Below are 20,958 nucleotides of genomic sequence, written 5' to 3'. Positions count from 1 at the left end.
GATGTGCGAGCCGACCGGTGACGATCTGTCAGAACGTTGCGAGGTTGAGACGAATGTTGCTCTACACGCTGTGCGAGGGGGCGGAGCGCTCGGGGTTGCGGATGGCGCCCATTCGGACCGGGGGCGGCAACTCATGAGTGTGAACCTGCCATTGGCGTACGGGTACATCCGGTTGGACCTTGCCGGACATGTGTTGACCACGTGCGAGCAGCGGATGCAGGCCTTCGCTCGCGAACAGGGATACCAACTCGCGGCTGTCTTCCACGAACGGGCGCCGCGAGACGCGACCTTGCCGCAAGCATTCATAGATCTGATAGATGAGTGTCGCCGCGCAGAGGCACACATGGTGTTCACGCTGTGCGGGCACCTGGCGGGGATGGCGACGCCGCGTACGTGCCTGCTCGACGTGATGGCCGCTCGCGGCCGCGCACACGTCTGTGAGTTGCCGGTGTGACGGTGCACCGAAGCTATCGGTATCGGGGTGCTCAACGAAACACTGCGGCGTTTTCCGTAACCCACTGACCGAATGGCCTGGCAGGTGAGCCGGTGATTCGTGCGACCGTATCGCGCACCTCGAGCAGTTCGTCGTTGACATCCCCGCCCGTTAGGTCGAGCACCGCATCAGCCGCCTCTTCCCCGAAGACCGCAATCATTTCCGTCCGGGCCTGCTTCCGGCTGATCTCGGCGAACGGTACTTGCCGGCCCAGTGCCGCAGCGATAGTCGCGACCTGCTGGCGGGCAGTCACGTGCTCAGGACCGGTCAGGGCATACCGTCGGCCGCGGTGACCGGACTCGGTGAGCGCCACCCGCGCCACCGAGGCGATATCCGCGGGATGGATCGTGGGCAGCCCGACATCGGCGTACGGCACCTGGACCGGGCGGCGCTCACGGATCGCGGCAGCCCACAACAAGGTGTTGGAGGCGAACTGCGTCGGACGCAGAATTGTCCAGTCCATACCGCTGGCCTCGAGCAACCGCTCGACAGCCAGGTTTTCGGCAGCGGGGCCGAGGTGGGGATGAGTCTGGACGGTAATGGACGACACCAGCACCACATGCTCGACACCTGCCCTGCGGGCGGCGTCGAGGATGTCGGCATCCGATCCGAGCCGCGACACCAGAAACATCGAGCGCACCCCCGCCAAGGATGACTTCAGCGAAGCGGCGTCGGTGAAGTCGCCCTCGGCGACCTCGACCCCCGCTGGGAACGAGGCCAGGGCACTGTCGCGAGTGAGACCTCTCAGCGGCCCTGCACCGCACTCGTCCAACTCCTTGAGTAGGGCACGTCCAATATTTCCGGTGGCTCCCGTTACGAGAATCATGAGCGACTTTCTCCCGTCCGCAGTGATCAACTGGCGGATACGTTAAAACCTCAATTGGGATCGAGGTCAAGGAGACGAGATCGGCGGGGGTGATCGTGGTGGACGCTCCGACACGCTCGGCGAGGCAAGACACGACGAAACCGAACGTCCGCCGTCGTCCCGGTGCAGGCCGGGACCCGTTGCCGGACCCGGGATTACACCCGGGCGACTCGGCGGACGTTCGGTCTCTGTGCGGTGGGCGCGTGCCTGCCGGAAGGTCTCGGCGGCCATTGCGCTCCGTGCCCCGCGGTATGTGGATCGCGAGACACACTGCGGCGGTTACACGTTCGCGTAGGCCAGCGAAGGGACGCGCTGGATGGCGAACGAGGACCGCAGGTAGAACCACCACGTGACGCCGGCCATCACCAGGAACGCCCCGGCGTAGGCCCAGAACGCGGGCGCCATGCTGTGGTAGTGCGTGTTGGACAGGCGAAGAGCCTGCTGCAACAGCCAGCCACCGGAGGCGCCGACCGCGCCGATGACGCCGATCGCGGCACCTGCCTGACGCTTGGCCGAGGCGGCGGATTCGGTCAGGTCGAGACCGTGCTCGGCGGCGTACTTCTTGGACTCCGCGCTGAAGATGGTCGGGATCATCCGGTAGGTCGAGCCGTTGCCGACGCCGGTCAGCACGAACAGCAGCAGGAACGCGATCAGGTACAGCGGGAAGCTCTTGATTTGCAGCGCGGCCATGATCAGCGCGACCGAAACCGCCATGCCACCGAACACATACAGGGTGATCCTGGCGCCGCCGACCTTGTCGGACACCCAGCCGCCGAACGGACGGCTGAACGAGCCGACCAGCGCGCCGAGGAAGGCGAGGTTGCCGAGCGTGGTGATCCAGCCGATCTTGGCCAGATCCGGGAAGTTGGCTTTGATCAGCGTCGGAAAGGCGAAGGAGAAGCCGATGAACGAGCCGAAGGTGCCGATATACAGGATCGCCATCACCCAGGTGTGCCGATTGGTGAGCGCGAGCCGGTAGGACCTACCGTCGGACTTGGCGGTGCTGATGCTGTCCATATAACGCAGCGCACCGAACGCGGCGGCGAGGATGAACGGCACCCAGACCAGCACCGACAGCGTGATGCCGAAGCGGTAGCCTGCGGGGTCCTTTGCCATGATGTGCGTGCCGAGGGTGATCACCAGTGGCAGCACCAGCTGGGTCTGCGCGACGCCGAGGTTGCCGCCCGCGGCGTTGATGCCGAGTGCCGCGCCCTTCTTCCCTTCCGGGAAGAAGAAATTGATGTTGGCCATCGAGGAGGAGAAATTGCCGCCACCGACGCCGGCAAGTGCGGCCAGCACCATGAACACCCACATCGGCGTCCCGGGCTGGTTGACGAAGTAGGCCAGTCCGAGGGTCGGCGCGAGCAGCATTCCCGCGCTGAACACGGTGAACGCCCGGCCGCCGAACCTGGGAATGGCGAACGTGTACGGGATCCGCAGGGCCGCGCCGACCAGGGTCGGCGTCGAGGTCAGCAGCAGCGCGTTGCTCACCGCGGTCGGGTTGCCCTTGCCGAGTCCGGCCAGGAAGTCGAAGCCCGCGGCGCCCATGCTGGTGACCACGGTGCCCCAGATGACCCAGACGCTGAAGCCGAGGTTTTCGGCGAACACCGAGAAGAGCAGATTCTTGCGGGCGGTCTTCGCGCCCCCGGATTCCCAGAATTCCGTGTTGTCCGGGTCCCAGTGGTCGAGCCAGCGTCCGCGTTTGCGGTACTCGAAAGTCGTTGTCGGCGACTGCTGGCCGGTGGCAGCTGCTACGGCGGTCATCGGCTTCCTCTCGATTCGGCTCGACCGGCCCTCATCGCGGCGAAAGCGCCGCCGGCGGCTGTCGAGTGCCTAGCTACGGTCGAGACAAAGGTATGAGCCGGTTGTTGCGTACCGGTGGCCCTCCGTGACGTTCCAGGCAAATCCGACTCACATCGGGAATATTCCGATGGTGACCACTTGGTTACCTGGTGTCCTCGCGAGCCTCGATTTCGCCGTTATCGCGCGTCCGGATACTCCGCGATCAAGGAGTTGAGAAAGCACCTTGCCGCCGACGCGGATCGCTCGGGATCGCCATCGATCACCGCGTGCACCAATTCGGCGTGCTCTTCCGGATAGGAGTCGCCGGACTTCAAAGTCCGTGCACGGATTACTTGTTCGATGATAGGCAGCAGCGAATCGTAGAACTCGAGGTACACCGTGTTGTGGCTCGCGACCACGATCGCGCGGTGCAGTTCGACATCCGCGGCGATCGCGGCGGTCGGGTCGTCCTCCCATACCTTGTCGCGTTCGCCGAGCAGGCGAAGCAGGTTCGCGATGTCGGTGTCGTCGCGGCGGCGCGCCGCCAGCCCGGCGGCGGTGGTGTCCAGTGCCAGGCGGAGCTCCAGGATGTCGCGTTCCTCGGCGTCGGCGAAGTATTTTCCCAGAGTGCCACCGAGATCGGAGGCTGCGATCACATAGGTGCCCGAGCCTTGCCGACGTTCCAGCATGCCCGCGTGCACGAGGGCCTGGACGGCTTCGCGCACGGTGTTTCGGCCGGTGCCGGTGAGCTCGGTGAGCTCTGGTTCGGTGGGAATTCGGGAGCCGATCGGCCAACGGCCGGAACGAATTTCGGCACGCAGCTGCTCGGTCACCTGAGCGATGAGGCTGGTTCGCCGGACGGGTTGCACTCCGACAGGGTACCGCCCGTCACAAACCGTTGCCGCTCATCATCCGGTCATCCTATGATTTGTCGGTGACTGCGACCCTTCCGGATACTCAGGCTCGCCAGGAATCCGTCCTGGTCGAGCGCCGTCGACGCGCGCTGACGGAGGGCCGCCTGCTGGTCCTCGCTGCCATTGTGATGTCGGCGCTCACCCTACGGGTCGCCGTCACCGCGTTCAGCCCGCTCGCCGAGCGGATCGGTGCCGAGATCGGTTACGGCACCGCCGTGGTCGGCGTCTTCGGGATGATCCCGACCGCCATGTTCGCGCTGTCCGGACTGCTGACCCCGGTGCTGGCCCGCCGTCTCGGGCTGGAGCGCACCGCGCTGACCGCCATGCTGATGGCGGGCGCGGGCATGCTGATCCGGGTGCTGGCGTCCGGCACCGGGGAACTGCTCGCCTTCTCCGCCCTTGCGCTCGCGGGCATGGGCATCGGCAATGTGGTGATCCCGCCGCTGCTGAAGCGGTACTTTCCGGATCGCCTCGCCGTCACCAGCTCGCTGTACATCATGATGGTGCAACTGGGCACCGTCGTGCCCGCGTTCACCGCGGTCCCCCTCGCCGACGCGCACGGGTGGCGGGTCTCCATCGGCGTGTGGTCGCTGCTCGGTTTCGCGGCGGCGGTGCCGTGGCTCGGGGTACTGCGCGACCGGCGCGGACGCGACCGCACGGACACGACGGCCGCGCCCGCACCGCGCACCGGACGGGTCTGGCGCTCGCCGATCGCCTGGGGCATGTCCGGCATGTTCGGTATGACCTCGCTGACCACCTACGCCATCTTCGCCTGGCTGCCGAAGATTCTGAGTGAGGCGGGCGCCGGTGCCGGGTTCGGCGGCGCGATGGTCGGGCTGTTCGCCGTGGTCGGTCTGGTCGCGGCGCTCACCGCGCCGACGGTGGTCGCCCGATTCCGCAATCCGTTCTTCGTCGTGGTGGCCTGCGCGGTGTTGTACTTCGTCGCTTTCGCGGGGCTGCTGATCGCGCCGATGGGCGCGACCATCCTGTGGGTCGTGCTGCTCGGCCTCGGCCCGAGCACCTTCCCGATGGCGCTGACGCTGATCAACCTGCGCACCCGCACGGCGGGCGGATCGGCCGCGCTGTCCGGTTTCACCCAGGGCGTCGGTTACGCCGTGGCGTGCGCCGGTCCGCTGCTGTTCGGCATCCTGCACACGGCGACCGGCGGCTGGCTCGCACCGTTCGCGCTGCTCGGTGTCGCGGTGCTTGTCCTGTTGGCGGGCGCCTGGCAGGCATGCAAACCGCGAATGCTCGAAGACACCTGGTGATATTCGACGGTGCGATTTCGGTGCGCCGCAATCTCACCGCTCGGGTTGCGTGGCTGTGCGAACCGGAGCATGCTCTGCGCGTCACATCTCACCGGCTGCCGAATTCGGAATCGGCCATTTGTTGACGCACGGAAATCGTTGTGTCACATGCCGGAAACATTCGCCGGAACTCACCCTGGGGCGCGGGTAATCGTGAGCAACCGTTGATTTGACGGTCATTTCGCGCAGCATTTCGGCAATACCCGTTTTCTACCGTGGGGGCCAACCGATTTTGGGAGGCCCTGTTGAGCACGCTGACGCGTAACCGCTTGGGAGCGCTGGGACGGACGACGATCCGGCGGCCGCACATCGAGCATTGGGATGCCGAGGATGTCGCGGCCTGGGAAGCGGGCGGCAAGGACATCGCCAAGCGCAACCTGATCTGGTCGGTCATCGCCGAGCATGTGGGATTCTCGGTCTGGTCGATCTGGTCGGTGATGGTGCTGTTCATGCCGGCCGACAAGTTCGGCATCGACGCCGCGGGCAAGTTCTTCCTGGTCGCGATGCCTACGCTGATCGGCGCGTTTCTGCGGATTCCCTACACCGTCGCGACCGCGCGGTTCGGCGGGCGCAACTGGACGGTCTTCAGTGCCGTCCTGCTGCTGATCCCGACGTTGCTCACGCTGTACTTCGTCAACCAGCCCGGTACGCCGTATGGGACGTTCCTCGTGGTCGCGGCGTTCGCGGGGTTCGGCGGCGGCAACTTCGCCTCTTCGATGACCAATATCAACGCCTTCTACCCGCAGCGGCTGAAGGGCTGGGCGCTCGGCCTGAACGCAGGCGGCGGCAATATCGGCGTTCCGGTGATCCAGCTGATCGGCCTGCTGGTCATCGCGACGCTCGGCAACGGCTACGCCTCGCTGATTTGCGCGGTCTACCTGGTGCTCGTCGCGCTCGCCGGTCTCGGCGCCGCGCTGTACATGGACAACCTGCCCAATCAGAAGGCTGATCTGTCGTACATGCTCACCGCGCTGAAGGTGCCACAGTCCTGGGCGATCGCGTTCCTCTACATCGGCACGTTCGGCTCGTTCATCGGCTACAGCTTCGCCTTCGGCCAGGTGCTGCAGATCAGCTTCAAGGCCGGCGGCGACACCGTCGCGCAGGCCACACTGCACGCCGCCCAGATCGCGTTCGTCGGTCCGCTGCTCGGTTCGCTGGCCCGGCCCTACGGCGGAAAGTTGGCCGACCGGATCGGCGGAAGCCGGGTCACCCTGTTCGTGTTCGGCGCCATGATGGCGGCCGCGGTGCTCGTCGCGACGGCCAGCACCATGGCCGACCGTAACGGCGGTGTGGCGAGCGGCCCGGTGATGACCGCTCTCGTCGTCGGATTCATCGCGCTGTTCGTGCTCTCGGGTATCGGCAACGGATCGGTCACCAAGATCATTCCGTCGGTGTTCGAGGCGAAGTCCAAGAGCCTGGACGGCACCACCGCCGCGCGGGCCGCGTGGTCGCAGAACACCTCCGGCGCGCTCATCGGTTTCGTCGGCGCCATCGGCGCGCTCGGCGGCGTCGCCATCAACCTCGTGCTGCGCTCCTCGTACGCCTCCACTGCCTCGGCGACCACGGCGTTCTGGGTGTTCACGGCCTTCTACGTGGCCTGCGCGCTGGTGGTCTGGGCGGTCTTCCTGCGCCGCCCCGGTGCGCGCGCCGTCGCCGCCGACCCTGATGTCGTGGTGCAGGCCGAGGCGTTCGTGCTCGACGCCGAGGCCGCCCGCTCGGCCCGGTCCGCCGGCTCGTCGCCCCGCGCCTGACCTTCGATCCAGTCCAGGAGGACCAACAGATGAACCCCACAGTCGATCGCAAGACCGCGGTGGTCGTCGGCCACGGCATGGTCGGGCACCGGTTCGTCGAGGCGCTGCGCTCGCGTGACACCGAAGGCAGGTGGCAGGTCGTCATCCTCAGCGAGGAGCAGCTGCCCGCTTACGACCGGGTCGGTCTGTCGTCCTACGTCGGCACCTGGGACGCGAGCGCGCTCGCGCTGCCCGGCAACGAATACGCCGGTGACGACCTGGTCGAGCTGCGACTCGGCCAGCGCGCCGAGTCGATCGACCGCGCGGCGCGCAAGGTGACCACGTCGGCGGGTGACATCCTCGCCTACGACGCGCTCGTGCTGGCCACTGGCTCCTACCCGTTCGTGCCGCCGGTGCCGGGCCACGACCACCCGCAGTGCTTCGTCTACCGGACCATCGAGGACTTGGACGGCATTCGCGCGGCCGCCGAAGCCGCAGGACCCGGCACGTCGGGCGTGGTGGTCGGCGGCGGGCTGCTCGGCCTGGAAGCCGCGAACGCGCTGCGACTGCTCGGGCTCACCCCGCACGTGGTCGAGTACAACACCAGACTGATGCCCGCCCAGGTGGATGAGGGGGGCGGCGCCATTCTGGAGCGGCTGATCACCGATCTCGGCTTGCGCGTGCACACCGGTGTCGGCACCTCCTCGATCGAGGCGGCCGGCCAGGGTGTGCAGGTCACGCTGTCGGACGAGTCGGTGATCGAAGCCGGGCTGGTGGTGTTCTCCGCCGGTGTCCGCCCGCGCGACCAGATCGCCCGCGACGCGGGCCTCGAGGTCGGCCCCCGCGGCGGCATCATCACCGACCTCGGGCTGCGGACCTCCGACCCGAACATCTGGGCCATCGGCGAATGCGCCGCCGTGGAGGGCGTGTGCTACGGGCTGGTCGCGCCGGGATACAGCACCGCCGAGATCGTCGCGGACCGACTGCTCGGCGGCGCGGGCGAATTCCCCGGCGCGGACATGTCGACCAAGCTCAAGCTGCTCGGTGTCGACGTGGCCAGCTTCGGCGACGCGCACGGCAGCACCGAGGGTGCGCTCTCGGTCGTGCTGCACGACGCGGCCAAAGGCACCTACGCCAAACTCGTCGTCTCCGACGACGCGAAGATCCTGCTCGGCGGCATCCTGGTCGGCGACGCCTCCGCCTACTCGGCGCTGCGCCCGCTGGTCGGCCGTCCGCTGCCCGCCGAACCGGCCGCGCTGATCTCACCTGCCGGCGCGGAGCTCGGTGCGGACGCGCTGCCGGACGACGCGCAGATCTGCTCCTGCAATAACGTGACGAAGGGCGCGATCTGCGGGGCGATCGCGGACGGCGCCTGCGACATCCCCGGCATCAAGCAGTGCACCACCGCCGGAACTTCCTGCGGCGGTTGCGTTCCCATGCTCAAGAAGCTGCTCGAGCAGTCCGGCGTGGAGATGTCCAAGGCGCTGTGCGAGCACTTCGAGCAGTCGCGTGCCGAGCTGTTCCAGATCGTCCAGGTTACCGGCATCCGCACCTTCTCGGCCCTGACCGCCAAGTACGGCAAGGGAACCGGCTGCGACATCTGCAAGCCGACCGTCGCCTCCATCCTCGCCTCCACCTCGAGCGACCACATCCTCGACGGGGAGCAGGCCGCGCTGCAGGACACCAACGACCACTTCCTGGCCAACCTGCAGAAGAACGGCACCTATTCGGTGGTGCCCCGGATGCCGGGCGGCGAGGTCACCGCCGAGCAGCTGATCACCATCGGCGAGGTGGCCAAGGAGTTCGGCCTGTATGTCAAGGTCACCGGCGGCCAGCGCATCGACCTGTTCGGCGCGCGCGTGGAGCAGCTGCCGCTGATCTGGAAGCGGCTGGTCGACGCGGGCATGGAATCCGGCCACGCGTACGGCAAGTCGCTGCGCACCGTGAAAAGCTGCGTCGGCTCCACCTGGTGCCGCTACGGCCAGCAGGATTCGGTCGGCATGGCCGTGCTGTTGGAGAAGCGCTACCGAGGCCTGCGCTCGCCGCACAAACTGAAGCTTGCTGTCTCCGGCTGTGCGCGCGAATGCGCCGAGGCACGCGGCAAGGATGTCGGTGTGATCGCCACCGAGAACGGCTGGAACCTGTACGTCGGCGGCAACGGCGGACTCACCCCGAAGCACGCGGTGCTGCTCGCGGGCGACCTCGACGACGAGACGCTGATCAAGTACATCGACCGCTACCTGATGTTCTACATCCGTACCGCCGATCGTCTGCAGCGCACCGCGCCGTGGCAGGAGGCGCTCGAAGGCGGTATCGAATTCCTCCAGCAGGTGATCTGCGAGGACAGCCTCGGCATCGCCGAGGATCTGGAGGTGGCGATGGCCCAGCATGTCGCGGGCTACCGCGACGAGTGGGCCGCGGTGCTGGAAGACGAAGAGAAGCTGTCTCGCTTCGTCTCGTTCGTCAACGCCCCGGAGGAGGCCGATCCGACGATTTCCTTCGACGAAACCGGGGAGCGGAAGGTTCCCGTCCTGCTTGGACTTCCGGAAGTGCCTGTTGCCACGCCGGGGAAATGACCGCTTAACCGCACGGAAACAGAACGTCGCTACGAATGAGTATGGCGTTTGGAGGATGACACCGATGACCGTGATCGATACCCCTGGCATCGCTGCAGCAACCACCACTGGGTGGACGCAGGCATGCCGGCTCGACTACCTGATTCCCGGCCGCGGCGTTGCGGTGTTGCTGAGAGGCGGCCGACAGGCCGCGCTGTTCCTGCTGAACGACGGCATGCTCTACGCCGTCGGCAATATCGACCCGATCGGGCGGGCCGCGGTCATGTCGCGCGGTATCGTCGGGGATCGCGGTGGCGTGCCCGTCGTGGCCTCGCCCTTGTTGAAGCAAGGGTTCTCGTTGGTCGACGGGCGCTGCCTGGACGACGAATCGGCGATGCTGCCGGTGTACGCGGTGCGCGTGGACGACGGCATTGTTTCGATTTCCAACGAGCCGGTGCCATCCGGGCTCGTCTCCTCGGATGGATGACGGCATGACAACTCTTGACACGGGCGCCTGCCTGGCCGGGTTCACGGTCGGCATCACAGCCGCCAGACGGGCCGAAGAATTCGCCACGCTGCTCGAACGGCGAGGGGCGGGCACCGTGTCCGCACCGGCCATCCGGATCATCCCGCTGGCCGACGACACCGAGCTGGAGCGAGTCACCAGGCAGCTCGTCGCCGATCCACCTCGGATCACCGTGGCCACCACCGGCATCGGTTTCCGCGGGTGGATGGAGGCGGCAGAAGGCTGGGGACTGGCCGAGGATCTGCGTGGCACGCTCGGCGTCACCCGGCTGCTCGCGCGCGGCCCGAAGGCGAAGGGTGCCATCCGCGCCGCTGAACTGCGTGAGGAATGGTCGCCCGCCTCGGAGTCCTCCGCGGAGGTGCTCGACCACCTGCTCGCCGAGGGCGTGGAGGGCGTCCGGATCGCGGTGCAGCTGCACGGCGCGACCACCGAGTGGGAGCCGGTGCCCGACTTCTGTGAGGTACTGCGTTGCGCTGGTGCGGATGTCGTGCCGGTCCCGGTGTATCGCTGGGTTCCGCCGGACAACCGGGGGCCGATGGATCAGCTGATCGAGTCCATCGTCACTTCCAGCCTGGACTGCGTCACCTTCACCAGCGCGCCCGCGGTCGCGTCGATGTTGATGCGCGCCAAGGAGACCGGGCTACTCGAAGGTCTGCTGTACGCGCTGCGCGGCCGGGTGCTGCCCGCGTGCGTCGGGCCGATCACGGCGGCGCCGCTGGAAGAGCTCGGGGTGCCCACCTCGATGCCGGGCCGGGCTCGGCTCGGTGCGCTGGCCCGCCACGTCGCCGAGGAACTACCGAGGCGCGCCAACCGAATCCACGCCGCGGGTCACAACATCAGCGTGCGGGGCGCCTGCGTGGTGGTCGATGGTCAGGTGCGCCAGCTCGCGCCCGCGCCGATGGCTTTGATGCGCTCGTTGGCCAGGCAGCCCGGCCGGGTCGTCTCCCGCGAGGACCTGCTCGCCGCGCTGCCCGGCGGCGGCGACGACACGCACGCGGTGGAGACCGCCATCGCCCGCCTCCGAGCCGGGCTCGGCACGCCGAAAGCGATTCAGACCGTGGTCAAACGCGGATACCGGCTCGCGCTCGACCCCGCGGAGTGCATCGACAACAACCCACGGCCTCAGGCGGCAGGAGGCCCGCAGGTGCCCGGTGTCGGAATCCCGACCCGGGCACCGCGGTACATCCAGGCTGCGGGGAGCTGGTGACCTCGCCCGCCCTGGTGCTGGTGGCCCACGGCACCCGAAGCACCAAGGGTGTGCAGATGATCGCGTCGCTGGCCGAAGCCGTGTCGAAGGAACTCGGTGCCGGGATTCCGGGGCCTGGCACCGACACAGGCGAAGCACCATGGGTGCGTACCGCTTTCGTCGACGTGCTCGGCCCTTCACCGTCGGAGGTGCTGCGCGATCTGGTGACGCCCGCCGGGGAAGCCGTTCCCGCGGTGGTGGTTCCGGCGTTCCTGGCTTCCGGTTACCACGTCTACCAGGACGTGCCACGCGAAGTGGCCGAGAGCGCCCATCCCGCGGTGGTGGTCACGCCGGCCATGGGACCCGATCCGGCGCTGGCGCGGATCATGAGAATGCGCCTGCACGCCGCGGGCCGGCAGCCGGGTGACGCGGTGGTCTTCGCCGCGGCGGGCTCGTCGGATGCCCGTGCCCGCCAGGACGTTCGGCGTGCGGCCGGGTTGCTGGCCGAACGCCTCGGCGTCCCGGTCCGCATCGGCTATGTCGCGACCGGTGCGCCCCGCATACCGGAGGTGGTCGCCGACTTGCGTGCCTCGGGGGCGCGACGGGTGTTCATCGCCTCGTACCTGCTGGCACACGGCCTGTTTCAACAGCGTCTGCACGAAGCGGGCGCCGATGGCGTCGCCGAACCCATCGGCGTGCACCCGGCCGTTGTCCGGCTCATCGCCGACCGCTACCGGGCCGCCGCCCGCGAGGTCGTCCGGATACGCGCTCGCTGAGTTCGCACAGCCAGTCTTTCCGGGCAGATGGTCACGTGGGCGCGGCGGTCTTCGCATCGAGAGCCGGCACAGTCCAGGAGGCGCGAGTATTCAGCGTCGAGGCGTCGCTGGTGCTGGTGCTCCGGTAGGCATCGCCGATCGCAGCGAGTTCTTGTTCGGACAGCACGTCTTCGATCCGGGCGAATCCGTTCGGGGCCCGCTGCGCCACCGTCCGCAAGATGCGCTCCGGCCCCAATTCCCGGTTGGCCAGCACGATCGCGTTGACCGTCTTCCGCCGCGCACGTTCGTAGTCGGCCAGCGCGGTCGGCGTGTCCAGCGCGGTCGCCAGGTGATACGCCAGCACCCGCGCGTCCAGGATGGCCTGTGATCCGCCGTTCGACCCGATCGGATACATCGGATGTGCCGCGTCGCCGGCCAAGGTGACCCGGCCGGTACCCCAGTACGCCAGTGGATCCCGGTCCACCATCGGATATTCCAAGATCGAATCGGCGCCCCGGATCAGCTCCGGCACATCCAGCCAGTCGAACTGCCAGTCGGCGAAGTGCGGCAGCACGTCGTCGAGTCGACCCCGCGCCGTCCAGTCCGCGGCGAACCCCTCGTCGGGCCGACGGACCTCCGCCACCCAATTGATAGTCACCAGACCGTCGACAGTCGGCGAAATCGGGTACGCGACGAACTTCGCCACCGTATTGCACCCGGCCATGATCATGGTCCGTCCATTGAGGAACGGCCGGCGTATCGCGGTACCCCGCCACATCCGGATCCCGGAGCCGATCGGCGGGCCCTCGCCGGGATGCAGCTGAGCGCGGACCACCGAGTGCAGCCCGTCCGCGCCGATCAGCGCGTCGCCATGCCACGATCCCAGTTCGCCGGTACGGCGGTCGAGCAAGTGCACCCGCACCTCTTCTCCGGTGTCGGCGAAGTGGCTGAGCGCGACTCCGGTCCGTACCGCGTCGACGCCGAGCCGCTCGGTCACCGCACGCAAGAGCATCAGCTGCAATTCGCCGCGGTGAATGGAGTACTGCGGCCATTGGTAACCCGCCGAGGCGCCTCTCGGCTCAGACCAGACCTGGTTGCCGAACCGGTCGTAATGAATCATCTCGGCCGTGGGCACGCCGAGTGCGGCCAACTCGTCGCCGAAACCGAGTTCGGTCAGTTCACGCACGGCGTGCGGCAGCAAGTTGATGCCGACGCCCGCGGTGGTGAGTTCCCGCGCCTTGTCCACCACAACGCATTCGACGCCGGCCGCGTGCAGGCTGAGCGCGGTGGTCAGCCCCGCGATCCCGGCACCGGCGATCAACACGCCCGCGTCGGTCCCGCTCATCACAGCAGCACCTGCGGCAGGTATCGCTCGCGCACGAACGCGACCGGGCTGCCGCCCACATCCAGCCGGGCGGTGATGTCGAACAGCGGGCTGTCGGGCTGGTCGCCGGAGCCGCGTACCACGCTGAGCGTGTGCCGCTTGGGATGCAACGGAGCGAGTAGTAATCCCAACGGCATGTCGCCGTCCCGGAGCGCGAGGGCCGTACGATACGGCACCCGGCCGAGCACGACGGTGGCCGTAGCCTCGGAAAGCACGCGATCACGGTTGTCCAGCAAGCGTATTTTCCGCCGCTGCACCGGTTCCGGCCGCCAGAGATCGAGATCGGCGAACTCGGTGGCGGAAAGCCGGTCATCGTGCCGGTCCACCACCTCCAGCAGCACCGGACCACCGGTCCACGCCGCGAGCGTCCTGGTCGCGCTATCGCTCTCCCGCAACAGCCTGATCAGCCGCTCGGAATCCGGGTGGATCGCCCGTTCGGTCACCGCGACATGACGGGCAGGAACAGACTCTGCCGAGCCGTTAAACGACATGAGCGCTCCACGGAGAAATCATTGGTAGCTGAATGGGTAGGAACGTTGCGCCCCCGGCCAGGATCGACACCGCTCGAAAGCTATTGTAACCATTGATCTTTGCGATTTGCGGTTCGAGCGGTGTGGCGGCTTGATCGTGAAAGTGGCCACTGGTCTATTTACAAGTTTTCGATGCCGTGCCGACCGCGGAGTAGTTGCTCATGGCATCGGCCTGCGGGGCCGGTTGATTCTCGAGATGAAAGCCCGAATGAAGGTCGAATCGTCCAGCTGGAGCGACGGTTTGGGCCAGAACTCGACGAACATGTCTACGCCTCGGTCGGGGGATCGGTTGCAGCGCAGTTCTTCTCGGTCACCGGCAGGCACGGCGATGTGACTGTGGGGCATGTCACTTCGCTCTGTGTCGGTGGGGTTATCGCACCGATCCGGTACGGGCGGCGGTTGCGCGCGTTGGTGGGGTATCCGGTGGTGTGTCAGCACGTCCGGTCGGGCGTGCTGCGGAGTTGATTGCTGATGTGACCGACGCGGAAGTGTCCACTCGGTGGATCATTTCGTTGATCCGAGTCCGAATTGACCCATGAAACTGAGCCCTGAATGCACCATGCAGCGGGTCTTTTGGTTCCGTAGATTTTCCTTGTCAGCATGGACGAGCGGCTCACGAGGCCGCTTGCCAGCCTCTAGGGAGTTCTCGATGACCAGTTCCGCACACCTCGCCGCCCCAGTTATCGTCCGTTCCGAGACCGCCGCAACGCTCCAGGACGGCGCGCTCAGCCTCATCACACTGCTCGCCGACGCTGGTGACACGGGCGGTGCGCTTACCGCCAACAAGGCGACGTTGGCGAAGGGCTCGCCCGGGGCGCCCGCGCACTTCCACACCAAAGCCACCGAGATGTTTCTGGTGCTCGAGGGTTCTATGCGCTTCCTCCTCGACGACAAGATCATCCGCCTCGATCAGGGCGACTTCCTGACCGTGCCGCCGGCCGTGCCGCATGCGTTCGCCCCGGCACCCGGCGCTGAGGCCGAACTGCTCGTGGTGTTCACGCCCGGCCTGCACCGCTTCGACTACTACCGGCTGCTGGAGCGTGTGTACCGGGGGGAGGCGACCGTTCAGGAGATCCGCGACAGCTCCGAGTTGTACGACAACCACTACTGCGACAGCCCGGTGTGGCATGAGGAACTCGCACGCGGCTGAGCCCCGGCCCTGCCCGTCACGTATAAGCAAGTCCCGTCATGCCCTCGACCACCGCTCTTACGTCGCCGCATCGGCCTTTCCCTCGCGCTGCTGGCGTTCGCCCAGCTGATCAGCTCCGTCGACTACAACATCGTGTACGTCGCGCTCCCCGAAGTCGGCTCGGGCCTTGGTTTCTCGGCGCAGGACCGCCAGTCCGGTCGCTGCCCTTACACCGGATCATCTCTGCTGGGCGGGCGCGCCGGCTCGCCAGGCCTGTTGATCATCGCAATCGCGACGACGGCGCTGGTGGCGCTGGGCTTGCGCCGACCAGCGACTACAGCCGCCGACGGGCCCGACACCGGGGACAGCCGTCCGATCGCGCACATCTGACGGAGTCTCGTACTCGCAAGGGGAACGCCCGCGATGGGTTCCGTCTCCACGTTCGTGCCGCCCTGCGTCCGGCGCCACCGTACTTTCTCCGGTGTCTGTACCCCGGAGCCCGGCGGGTGGCCGTCCGCCTACTAGGCGCGGGGCAGGGGCAGTACACCGCACAAGGCGTCGAGGGCGGCGGAGTAGCGGTGCTCCGCCGGTGTCGCGTACCCGATGACCAGTCCGTCGCGATGTGGCACGTCGGTGTCCGGGTGACGGAATGTCGCGAGCCCGTCCACCGCGATACCGTTCCCGGTGGCAGCCCCGAGGGTGGACGCCTCGGTACCGGTCGGTAGACGCAGAAGCGCGTGCAGTCCAGCCGCGATACCGGTGATGTCGATGTGCGGGGCACGTTCGGCGAGCACCTCTACAAGGCGGTTGCGGCGTACCCGATAGCGCTGCCGCATGCGCCGAATGTGCTTGTCGTAGTTGCCGGATGCGACGAACTCGGCGAACGTGAGCTGGTCGGTGACCCCCACCCACGCCTCGCGTTCGCCCTTCGCGGCCAGCATGGCGTCGACCAGGTGCGGGGGCAGAACCATCCAGCCCAGGCGCAGCGCCGGGGAGAGGCTCTTGCTTACCGAGCCGAGGTAGACGACGTGGTGGGGGTCGAGCCCTTGCACGGCTCCGACCGGTTCACGGTCGTAACGGAATTCGCCGTCGTAGTCGTCCTCCAGCACCACACCGCCGCGTGTTCGCGCCCAGTCGACGGCTGTCGTGCGGCGACTCGCGTGCAGTGGTCCGCCGGTAGGGAACTGGTGTGCGGGCGTGAGCAGTACAGCCCGTGCGCCGGAACCGCCGGTGGTAGCCGGATTCGTGCCGAGGGCGTCCGTGCGGGTGCCTTGGTCGTCGAGTCCGAGTGGCACGGTGCGTACGCCCGCGGTGGCCAACAAGCTGCGGTGGAACGGCAGCCCGTAGGATTCGACGGCGACCGGACCAGACAGAACACCGCCGCCGAACAGTAGGCGCAGCGCGTGGGCGAAGCCAGAGCAGACGATGATGTGGTCGGGTGTTGTGCGGACACCTCGTACGCGCCCAAGGTAGTCAGCGAGCGCGTGGCGCAGTTCGGGACGGCCGCGCGAGTCGCCTGGTCCGAACGCGTCGTGCGGTGCGGCGGTAATGGCCCGCCGGGCGGCCGCAGCCCATGCTGTACGTGGGAACGACGTGGCGTCGGGGCGACCTTGCCGCAGGTCGTGGGTGGGCCTGGCGGGCTCGACCTGAGCCTTCTTCGGCCCGTGTGGGGTCTTTGCGGCAATGCGCTCGGCGACCCTGGTGCCGGAGCCTTGACGGGCTGTGAGCCACCCCTCCGCGACCAGTTCCGCATAGGCGTCGGCGACGGTGTTGCGGGCAACGCCCAAGTCGACCGCGAGTGTGCGGTAAGGCGGGAGCCGAGTGCCGGGCGTCAGCCGTCCGGTCCGTACGGCCTCGCGCAGCGCGTCGGCGAGCGCGGCCCGTCTGCTGCCGGTCTGCCGCAAGTCCAAGTGCAGGTCGGAGCCTTTCCTCGAGGCTTCAGTCACCGAATTGACCCGCGGATCCGACATCGGAAAGCACCTTTCTGTCGGGTCTATCGGGTCCGAAGAATAACGCTCGCGGCGCTCGCGGCGCATGCGTAGGGCCGCGGACACGGCCCACAGGACCGGCGCCAGTCCGGGCCGGGAAGCCAGCACCAGGTCATACCGCAGGCTCAAGAAGACGTCGCCAGTCTCGGCCCAGGCGCCGGTGTTGATGAAGCTGTCGGGACATACCTCGGTACGCAGCCTCGCGAAGTACGCGCGGGTCTCCGACGAGGGGCTGCGACGCTATCAGGCCGACAGCGACCCGGCGACGCGGCGGCGGCCGGGTCGCTGATCGGTGCGTCGGTCACCCCGGATGCCGGTACCGGTCCACAGCGATCTCGGCCCACACGGTCTTGTGTTCGTGGTGGCGGATGTAGGCCCATGCTGTGGCGAGTCGGTGTCGTCATGACCATCACCCCCTCCTGCCTCGCTAGCCGAGTGCACCGGATCTACCCCGGTCGCAATGATCCGAAACCCTCTACCTCATGCGAAATAATCCCCTGCACCAGTAGACAGAAATCTGTTGTGTCGGGTGTAGACATTCTGCGAGGGCCGGTATACAGTCGCTGTCGTTGGAATTGATGAGTCCAGAGGCCGGGCAGGTGAACTGTCCGGAACATGAAGTTCCACCGTCCCCTCCGGCGGAGAAGAGAATCCGGTGCAGTCGGCCGGACCGCCGGAGGGGGACGAAGAAGCACGGCCGAGAAGTAACGGCGAACAAGCAAGACCGAGAAGGTACGCGGATAAGACCCGGCAACCAGGAGGTGGTGCTCACTGAGTAGTCATTTATCAGTTCCGCGTCCCGGGAAGTATCGGGTGCGGTGTAGTGCATCGGCCCGCTCGGCCGGTGAACAGAGTTGATATCAATCCCCCCTTCGTAGATCCCAGGCCCCGGCGCACATGCGCCGGGGCCTGTCGATGTTGAACCCGAGAGGTGCTGTGCAGCAACCAAACACCAATCCCGCCGACGGTCCCAGCGCCGCGGACAAACTCGATGACGAGGACTACCCGGCCTACAGCATGGGGCGCGCCGCGGAGATCCTCGGTGTCACTCAAGCGTTTCTACGCGGCCTCGACGCCGCGCAACTGCTGACCCCGCAACGATCAGCCGGTGGGCACCGCCGCTACTCCCGCTACCAGCTGCGTATCGCCGGGCGCGTGCGCGAACTCGTCGACGCCGGTAACCCCCTCGAGGCGGCGTGCCGCATCGTCATCCTGCAAGACCAGCTCGCCGAGGCCCAACGCCTCAACACCGACCTGCAGCACACCCTCGACCAGCGCACCGACCCTGACTGAAACCGAGAAGTGAACGTGACGAAACACGCACCGGCCAGCGACGTGGTCCGCTCGGCCCTGCGGCTACTCGAAGACCGCGAAACCCACCTCCGCGCACTGCGCGACGCCTTGATCGACGGCGAGCGCAGCGGGCCCTCCACGCCGTTCGACTTCGACGCCTTCCTCGCCCGCAAGCGCGCTGGTGAGCCAAACCGCCGGTGAGCCGATACCTTCTCGCACCAGCCGCCCAAGCCGACCTCGTACACATCGGGGACTACACCGCCGACCGATGGGACGCCGACCAGGCCGAGGGGTACCTGCGCGAACTCCAACGCTATCGAGCGCGTCGCGGCGAACCCGCGTATCGGCCGGGCCTGCGATGAGATCCGCGCTGGCGAACTCGCCGCCGGATCGCACACGCTGTTTCACCGACTAGCCGATGGTGTCGTCGATGTCGTGCGTACCATGCACCAACGCATGGACATCGACCTGCGCCTCTGACCTATCCGATCCGCTATTACCTTGCGCTGCGGGTCGGCCAGGCGCCGCTCGAAAGGTTCGCGCGGAACGGGCATCGGCGGCGGCCAGGCCGATACACCCGCGCGGCCCGGTCAGCCGGTCGGGGCGAGGTTGGGTGTGGGTCGAGCAAACTCGAGCTGCTCGGCGGGGGCTCTGCTGGAGGGCAAGCGATTCCAGACGAAACCGCGCCATCACGTACCGCCGGTGTCCGTATCCGCCGCGACGAGCTCGGACACACGTGCGCTCCATCGGAAGAAGAAGGTAGCCCGATTCAGGGTCGGACCTGGCGGCGGAAGGTCACCCGGTCGAACTCGCGGCCGTACTCGTCCACCGCGACCACGTCCATCTCACTGGCGAAGATGCCGGGGCGGACGTCGACACGGAGGAACGAGTAGTTCCGGAACCGGACCCGTGACCACGGTGCCTCCTCCTCCTGCTTGCCGCCGCCGGGCGTCCAGACGTAGCTGTTCGGCACGGTGGTGTCCGGTAGTTCGTTGCCGCGGAAGGACTCTCGCGAATCCGGCTGGAAGTCGTAGCGTGGACGCCCGCCGCCGCCGACGGTGTAGTAGACGGTCCCGTCGGTCTCCGGGTAGACGATCGCGTTGTCGCCCGCGACCTTCGTCGCGCTGCCGCCGCGGATCGGATCGGTGCGCTCGTAGACGTGGTTGTGGCCCTGCAGCACCAGGTCGACCTGGTGGCGGTCGAACAGCTCGACCCAGGCGTCGCGCACGCCGCCGTCGCTGGCGTGCGCCTCGGTGGTCGAGTACGCGCAGTGATGGAAGAAACAGACTATGAAATCGATGTCGCGGTCGGCGCGGTAGGCGGCCAGCGTGCGCTGCACCCAACTCGTCTGCGTGCCGTCGGAATAGCCGGAATTGGCGCGGATCTCGTAGGAGACGTCGTTGGCGTCCAACGAGAGCACCGCGACGTTGCCGTAGGTGAACGAGTACGCCGAGGGGCAGCCCGCCGGGCCGTTGCCGGGGAAGTCGAGCCGCGCCAGATGCCCCCCGTAGCCGAGTTTTCCGTAGGTCGCCTCCATGTCGTGGTTGCCGGTGGTGAACAGCCACGGCGTCTGCGCGGCGCTGACCTCGATGGCGCCGAAGTAGACATCCCACACGTAGGGGTTGTACTTGTCGAACCCGCTCGCCGGTTGCGCTCCGCGTGCGACGAATTGACCCGGCTTACCGGCGCCGGAGGGGTCGGCGTAGGCGATATCGCCGGCCAGGATGTGGAAATCCGGTCGGGACGCGGCGATCTGGCGCAGCACGTTGCTCGCATGCGGTGCGGCCGGATCGTTGTCGGCCCTGTAGTACTTGTCGTCGTAGTCGCCGGGCGCGACGCCGTCCGGCAGCGCCGGGGTCCCGTCGGTGCCCTGGTCGCCCATCATGGTGAAACGGAACGGCAGGACCCCGGCTCGTCCGGTGGGCATCGCGGGCGCGGCGGTGCGGATGTCGCCGACGAACCCGTCGGAGGTCCGCCAGCGGTAGAAGTGCGGTACCCGGCCGGGTAGGCCGTCCACCGGAGCATGGACATAGAACTGTTCCGTGGCCAGGACCCCACCGTCGGCGGTGGGCACCTGGGTGAGCAGATCGCGCACTTCGGCCTCGACCGTCGCGCCCAGCGACGGGGTGGGGCCGTGATCGAGGTACACCGTGGTGCCCGCCGGACGCCGCGACAGCTGGCCCGCGAAGCGCAGCTGGCTCGCGGCATCGGGCCCGTATCCGACGTGTCGTCCGCCCACCGCGAGCTGGGCCTCCTCGGCATAGGCGCGCCGGCCGAACGGCGAGACGCCGACCGCGGCGACGGCCGCGGCCGCCGCGGTGCCCCGGAGGATATTGCGCCGGGACACCGGATGGCGGCGCAGGTAGGCGCGGTGCCATTCGTGTTGTTCCGTCATGGTCATATCGGCGGCGAGACGGCCTGGAATTCCGGTGTCCGGAATGTCGCCTGCTGGATTCAGCGGAGTGGACGGCATACCGCTGATGGTGTACCGGCCGGACATTCTGGGCAACTCGACCGTGCA

General features: G+C 67.5%; 18 protein-coding genes and 1 pseudogene. 12 read left to right on the top strand and 7 right to left on the bottom strand.

What is annotated here, in order from left to right; genetic code table 11:
* Window positions 1-133 precede the first annotated feature (133 nt).
* The gene (locus tag OHB12_RS18065; RefSeq protein WP_327109784.1) at window positions 134-454 is read left to right on the top strand and encodes a hypothetical protein; all 321 of its coding nucleotides are present in this window, start codon (window positions 134-136) and stop codon (window positions 452-454) included.
* Window positions 455-485: 31 nt separating this feature from the next.
* On the opposite strand, the gene OHB12_RS18060 is transcribed toward OHB12_RS18065, so the two are convergent.
* From OHB12_RS18060 to OHB12_RS18050, 3 genes are all read right to left on the bottom strand, one after another.
* Entirely contained in the window at window positions 486-1,319 is an 834-nt protein-coding gene (locus OHB12_RS18060) for an NAD(P)H-binding protein (RefSeq protein WP_327109783.1), read from the bottom strand.
* A 318-nt stretch (window positions 1,320-1,637) separates the two neighbouring features.
* Window positions 1,638-3,122, bottom strand: coding sequence for a nitrate/nitrite transporter (locus tag OHB12_RS18055; protein WP_327109782.1), 1,485 nt, complete (start codon window positions 3,120-3,122; stop codon window positions 1,638-1,640).
* Between the two features lie 215 nt (window positions 3,123-3,337).
* Entirely contained in the window at window positions 3,338-4,009 is a 672-nt protein-coding gene (locus OHB12_RS18050) for a FadR/GntR family transcriptional regulator (RefSeq protein ID WP_327109781.1), read from the bottom strand.
* A gap of 65 nt (window positions 4,010-4,074) precedes the next feature.
* Between OHB12_RS18050 and OHB12_RS18045 the strand changes: the two genes are divergently transcribed.
* The 6 genes from OHB12_RS18045 (at window position 4,075) to OHB12_RS18020 (ending at window position 12,134) form a co-directional block, all read left to right on the top strand.
* On the top strand, window positions 4,075-5,322 hold the full coding sequence (locus tag OHB12_RS18045) for an MFS transporter (RefSeq protein ID WP_442799811.1): 1,248 nt from the start codon (window positions 4,075-4,077) through the stop codon (window positions 5,320-5,322).
* A 281-nt stretch (window positions 5,323-5,603) separates the two neighbouring features.
* Entirely contained in the window at window positions 5,604-7,112 is a 1,509-nt protein-coding gene (locus OHB12_RS18040; protein ID WP_442800111.1) for a nitrate/nitrite transporter, read from the top strand.
* Between the two features lie 29 nt (window positions 7,113-7,141).
* Window positions 7,142-9,667, top strand: a complete 2,526-nt coding sequence (nirB, locus tag OHB12_RS18035; RefSeq protein ID WP_327109780.1) for a nitrite reductase large subunit NirB — start codon at window positions 7,142-7,144, stop codon at window positions 9,665-9,667.
* Between the two features lie 64 nt (window positions 9,668-9,731).
* Entirely contained in the window at window positions 9,732-10,133 is a 402-nt protein-coding gene (gene nirD, locus OHB12_RS18030) for a nitrite reductase small subunit NirD (RefSeq protein ID WP_327109779.1), read from the top strand.
* A gap of 4 nt (window positions 10,134-10,137) precedes the next feature.
* On the top strand, window positions 10,138-11,379 hold the full coding sequence (locus tag OHB12_RS18025) for a uroporphyrinogen-III synthase (protein ID WP_327109778.1): 1,242 nt from the start codon (window positions 10,138-10,140) through the stop codon (window positions 11,377-11,379).
* Window positions 11,376-12,134 carry a sirohydrochlorin chelatase gene (locus tag OHB12_RS18020; protein WP_327109777.1) on the top strand — a complete coding sequence of 253 codons (759 nt, stop codon included), beginning with the start codon at window positions 11,376-11,378 and terminating at the stop codon, window positions 12,132-12,134. Before OHB12_RS18025 ends, OHB12_RS18020 begins: the two co-directional genes overlap by 4 nt.
* A gap of 31 nt (window positions 12,135-12,165) precedes the next feature.
* Here OHB12_RS18020 and OHB12_RS18015 read toward each other — a convergent pair whose 3' ends face one another.
* Window positions 12,166-13,458 carry a flavin-dependent oxidoreductase gene (locus OHB12_RS18015; protein WP_327109776.1) on the bottom strand — a complete coding sequence of 431 codons (1,293 nt, stop codon included), beginning with the start codon at window positions 13,456-13,458 and terminating at the stop codon, window positions 12,166-12,168.
* Window positions 13,458-13,988: a hypothetical protein gene (locus OHB12_RS18010; protein ID WP_327109775.1), complete on the bottom strand. Its 531-nt coding sequence runs from the start codon at window positions 13,986-13,988 to the stop codon at window positions 13,458-13,460. Before OHB12_RS18010 ends, OHB12_RS18015 begins: the two co-directional genes overlap by 1 nt.
* 688 nt (window positions 13,989-14,676) lie before the next feature.
* On the opposite strand from OHB12_RS18010, the gene OHB12_RS18005 reads away from it, so the two are divergent.
* The gene (locus OHB12_RS18005) at window positions 14,677-15,177 is read left to right on the top strand and encodes a cupin domain-containing protein (RefSeq protein ID WP_327109774.1); all 501 of its coding nucleotides are present in this window, start codon (window positions 14,677-14,679) and stop codon (window positions 15,175-15,177) included.
* A 500-nt stretch (window positions 15,178-15,677) separates the two neighbouring features.
* On the opposite strand, the gene pdxR is transcribed toward OHB12_RS18005, so the two are convergent.
* Window positions 15,678-17,126, bottom strand: a complete 1,449-nt coding sequence (gene pdxR / locus OHB12_RS18000) for a MocR-like pyridoxine biosynthesis transcription factor PdxR (RefSeq protein WP_327109773.1) — start codon at window positions 17,124-17,126, stop codon at window positions 15,678-15,680.
* Window positions 17,127-17,190: 64 nt separating this feature from the next.
* Between pdxR and OHB12_RS17995 the strand changes: the two genes are divergently transcribed.
* The 4 genes and pseudogenes from OHB12_RS17995 to OHB12_RS17980 all read left to right on the top strand — a co-directional run bounded on the left by OHB12_RS17995 (window position 17,191) and on the right by OHB12_RS17980 (window position 18,917).
* Window positions 17,191-17,433, top strand: a complete 243-nt coding sequence (locus OHB12_RS17995) for a hypothetical protein (RefSeq protein ID WP_327109772.1) — start codon at window positions 17,191-17,193, stop codon at window positions 17,431-17,433.
* Between the two features lie 626 nt (window positions 17,434-18,059).
* Window positions 18,060-18,437, top strand: a complete 378-nt coding sequence (locus tag OHB12_RS17990) for a helix-turn-helix domain-containing protein (protein WP_327109771.1) — start codon at window positions 18,060-18,062, stop codon at window positions 18,435-18,437.
* 9 nt (window positions 18,438-18,446) lie between these two features.
* Window positions 18,447-18,638 carry a type II toxin-antitoxin system ParD family antitoxin gene (locus OHB12_RS17985; protein WP_327109770.1) on the top strand — a complete coding sequence of 64 codons (192 nt, stop codon included), beginning with the start codon at window positions 18,447-18,449 and terminating at the stop codon, window positions 18,636-18,638.
* Window positions 18,635-18,917 (top strand): annotated as a pseudogene (locus OHB12_RS17980) (type II toxin-antitoxin system RelE/ParE family toxin). The gene OHB12_RS17985 and the pseudogene OHB12_RS17980 overlap by 4 nt, the downstream one beginning before the upstream one ends.
* Window positions 18,918-19,206: 289 nt before the next feature.
* On the opposite strand, the gene OHB12_RS17975 reads toward OHB12_RS17980, so the two are convergent.
* Complete coding sequence (locus tag OHB12_RS17975) at window positions 19,207-20,910, bottom strand: metallophosphoesterase (protein ID WP_327121203.1); 1,704 nt, start codon at window positions 20,908-20,910, stop codon at window positions 19,207-19,209.
* Between the last annotated feature and the right edge of the window lie 48 nt (window positions 20,911-20,958).

The sequence above is a fragment of the Nocardia sp. NBC_01730 genome, from assembly GCF_035920445.1.
In the GTDB taxonomy this organism is placed as follows: Bacteria; Actinomycetota; Actinomycetes; order Mycobacteriales; family Mycobacteriaceae; genus Nocardia.
This window is presented reverse-complemented; position numbering and strand designations above follow the sequence as displayed.

What these genes read in the sequence shown, in the direction of transcription:
- OHB12_RS18065 (WP_327109784.1), top strand. Translation starts at nt 134, where the DNA reads ATGAGTGTGAACCTGCCATTGGCGTACGGGTACATCCGGTTGGACCTT.
- OHB12_RS18060 (WP_327109783.1), bottom strand. Translation starts at nt 1,319, where the DNA reads ATGATTCTCGTAACGGGAGCCACCGGAAATATTGGACGTGCCCTACTC.
- OHB12_RS18055 (WP_327109782.1), bottom strand. Translation starts at nt 3,122, where the DNA reads ATGACCGCCGTAGCAGCTGCCACCGGCCAGCAGTCGCCGACAACGACT.
- nirB (WP_327109780.1), top strand. Translation starts at nt 7,142, where the DNA reads ATGAACCCCACAGTCGATCGCAAGACCGCGGTGGTCGTCGGCCACGGC.
- nirD (WP_327109779.1), top strand. Translation starts at nt 9,732, where the DNA reads ATGACCGTGATCGATACCCCTGGCATCGCTGCAGCAACCACCACTGGG.
- OHB12_RS18025 (WP_327109778.1), top strand. Translation starts at nt 10,138, where the DNA reads ATGACAACTCTTGACACGGGCGCCTGCCTGGCCGGGTTCACGGTCGGC.
- OHB12_RS18015 (WP_327109776.1), bottom strand. Translation starts at nt 13,458, where the DNA reads ATGAGCGGGACCGACGCGGGCGTGTTGATCGCCGGTGCCGGGATCGCG.
- OHB12_RS18010 (WP_327109775.1), bottom strand. Translation starts at nt 13,988, where the DNA reads ATGTCGTTTAACGGCTCGGCAGAGTCTGTTCCTGCCCGTCATGTCGCG.
- OHB12_RS18005 (WP_327109774.1), top strand. Translation starts at nt 14,677, where the DNA reads ATGACCAGTTCCGCACACCTCGCCGCCCCAGTTATCGTCCGTTCCGAG.
- pdxR (WP_327109773.1), bottom strand. Translation starts at nt 17,126, where the DNA reads ATGTCGGATCCGCGGGTCAATTCGGTGACTGAAGCCTCGAGGAAAGGC.
- OHB12_RS17995 (WP_327109772.1), top strand. Translation starts at nt 17,191, where the DNA reads ATGCGTAGGGCCGCGGACACGGCCCACAGGACCGGCGCCAGTCCGGGC.
- OHB12_RS17990 (WP_327109771.1), top strand. Translation starts at nt 18,060, where the DNA reads ATGTTGAACCCGAGAGGTGCTGTGCAGCAACCAAACACCAATCCCGCC.
- OHB12_RS17975 (WP_327121203.1), bottom strand. Translation starts at nt 20,910, where the DNA reads ATGCCGTCCACTCCGCTGAATCCAGCAGGCGACATTCCGGACACCGGA.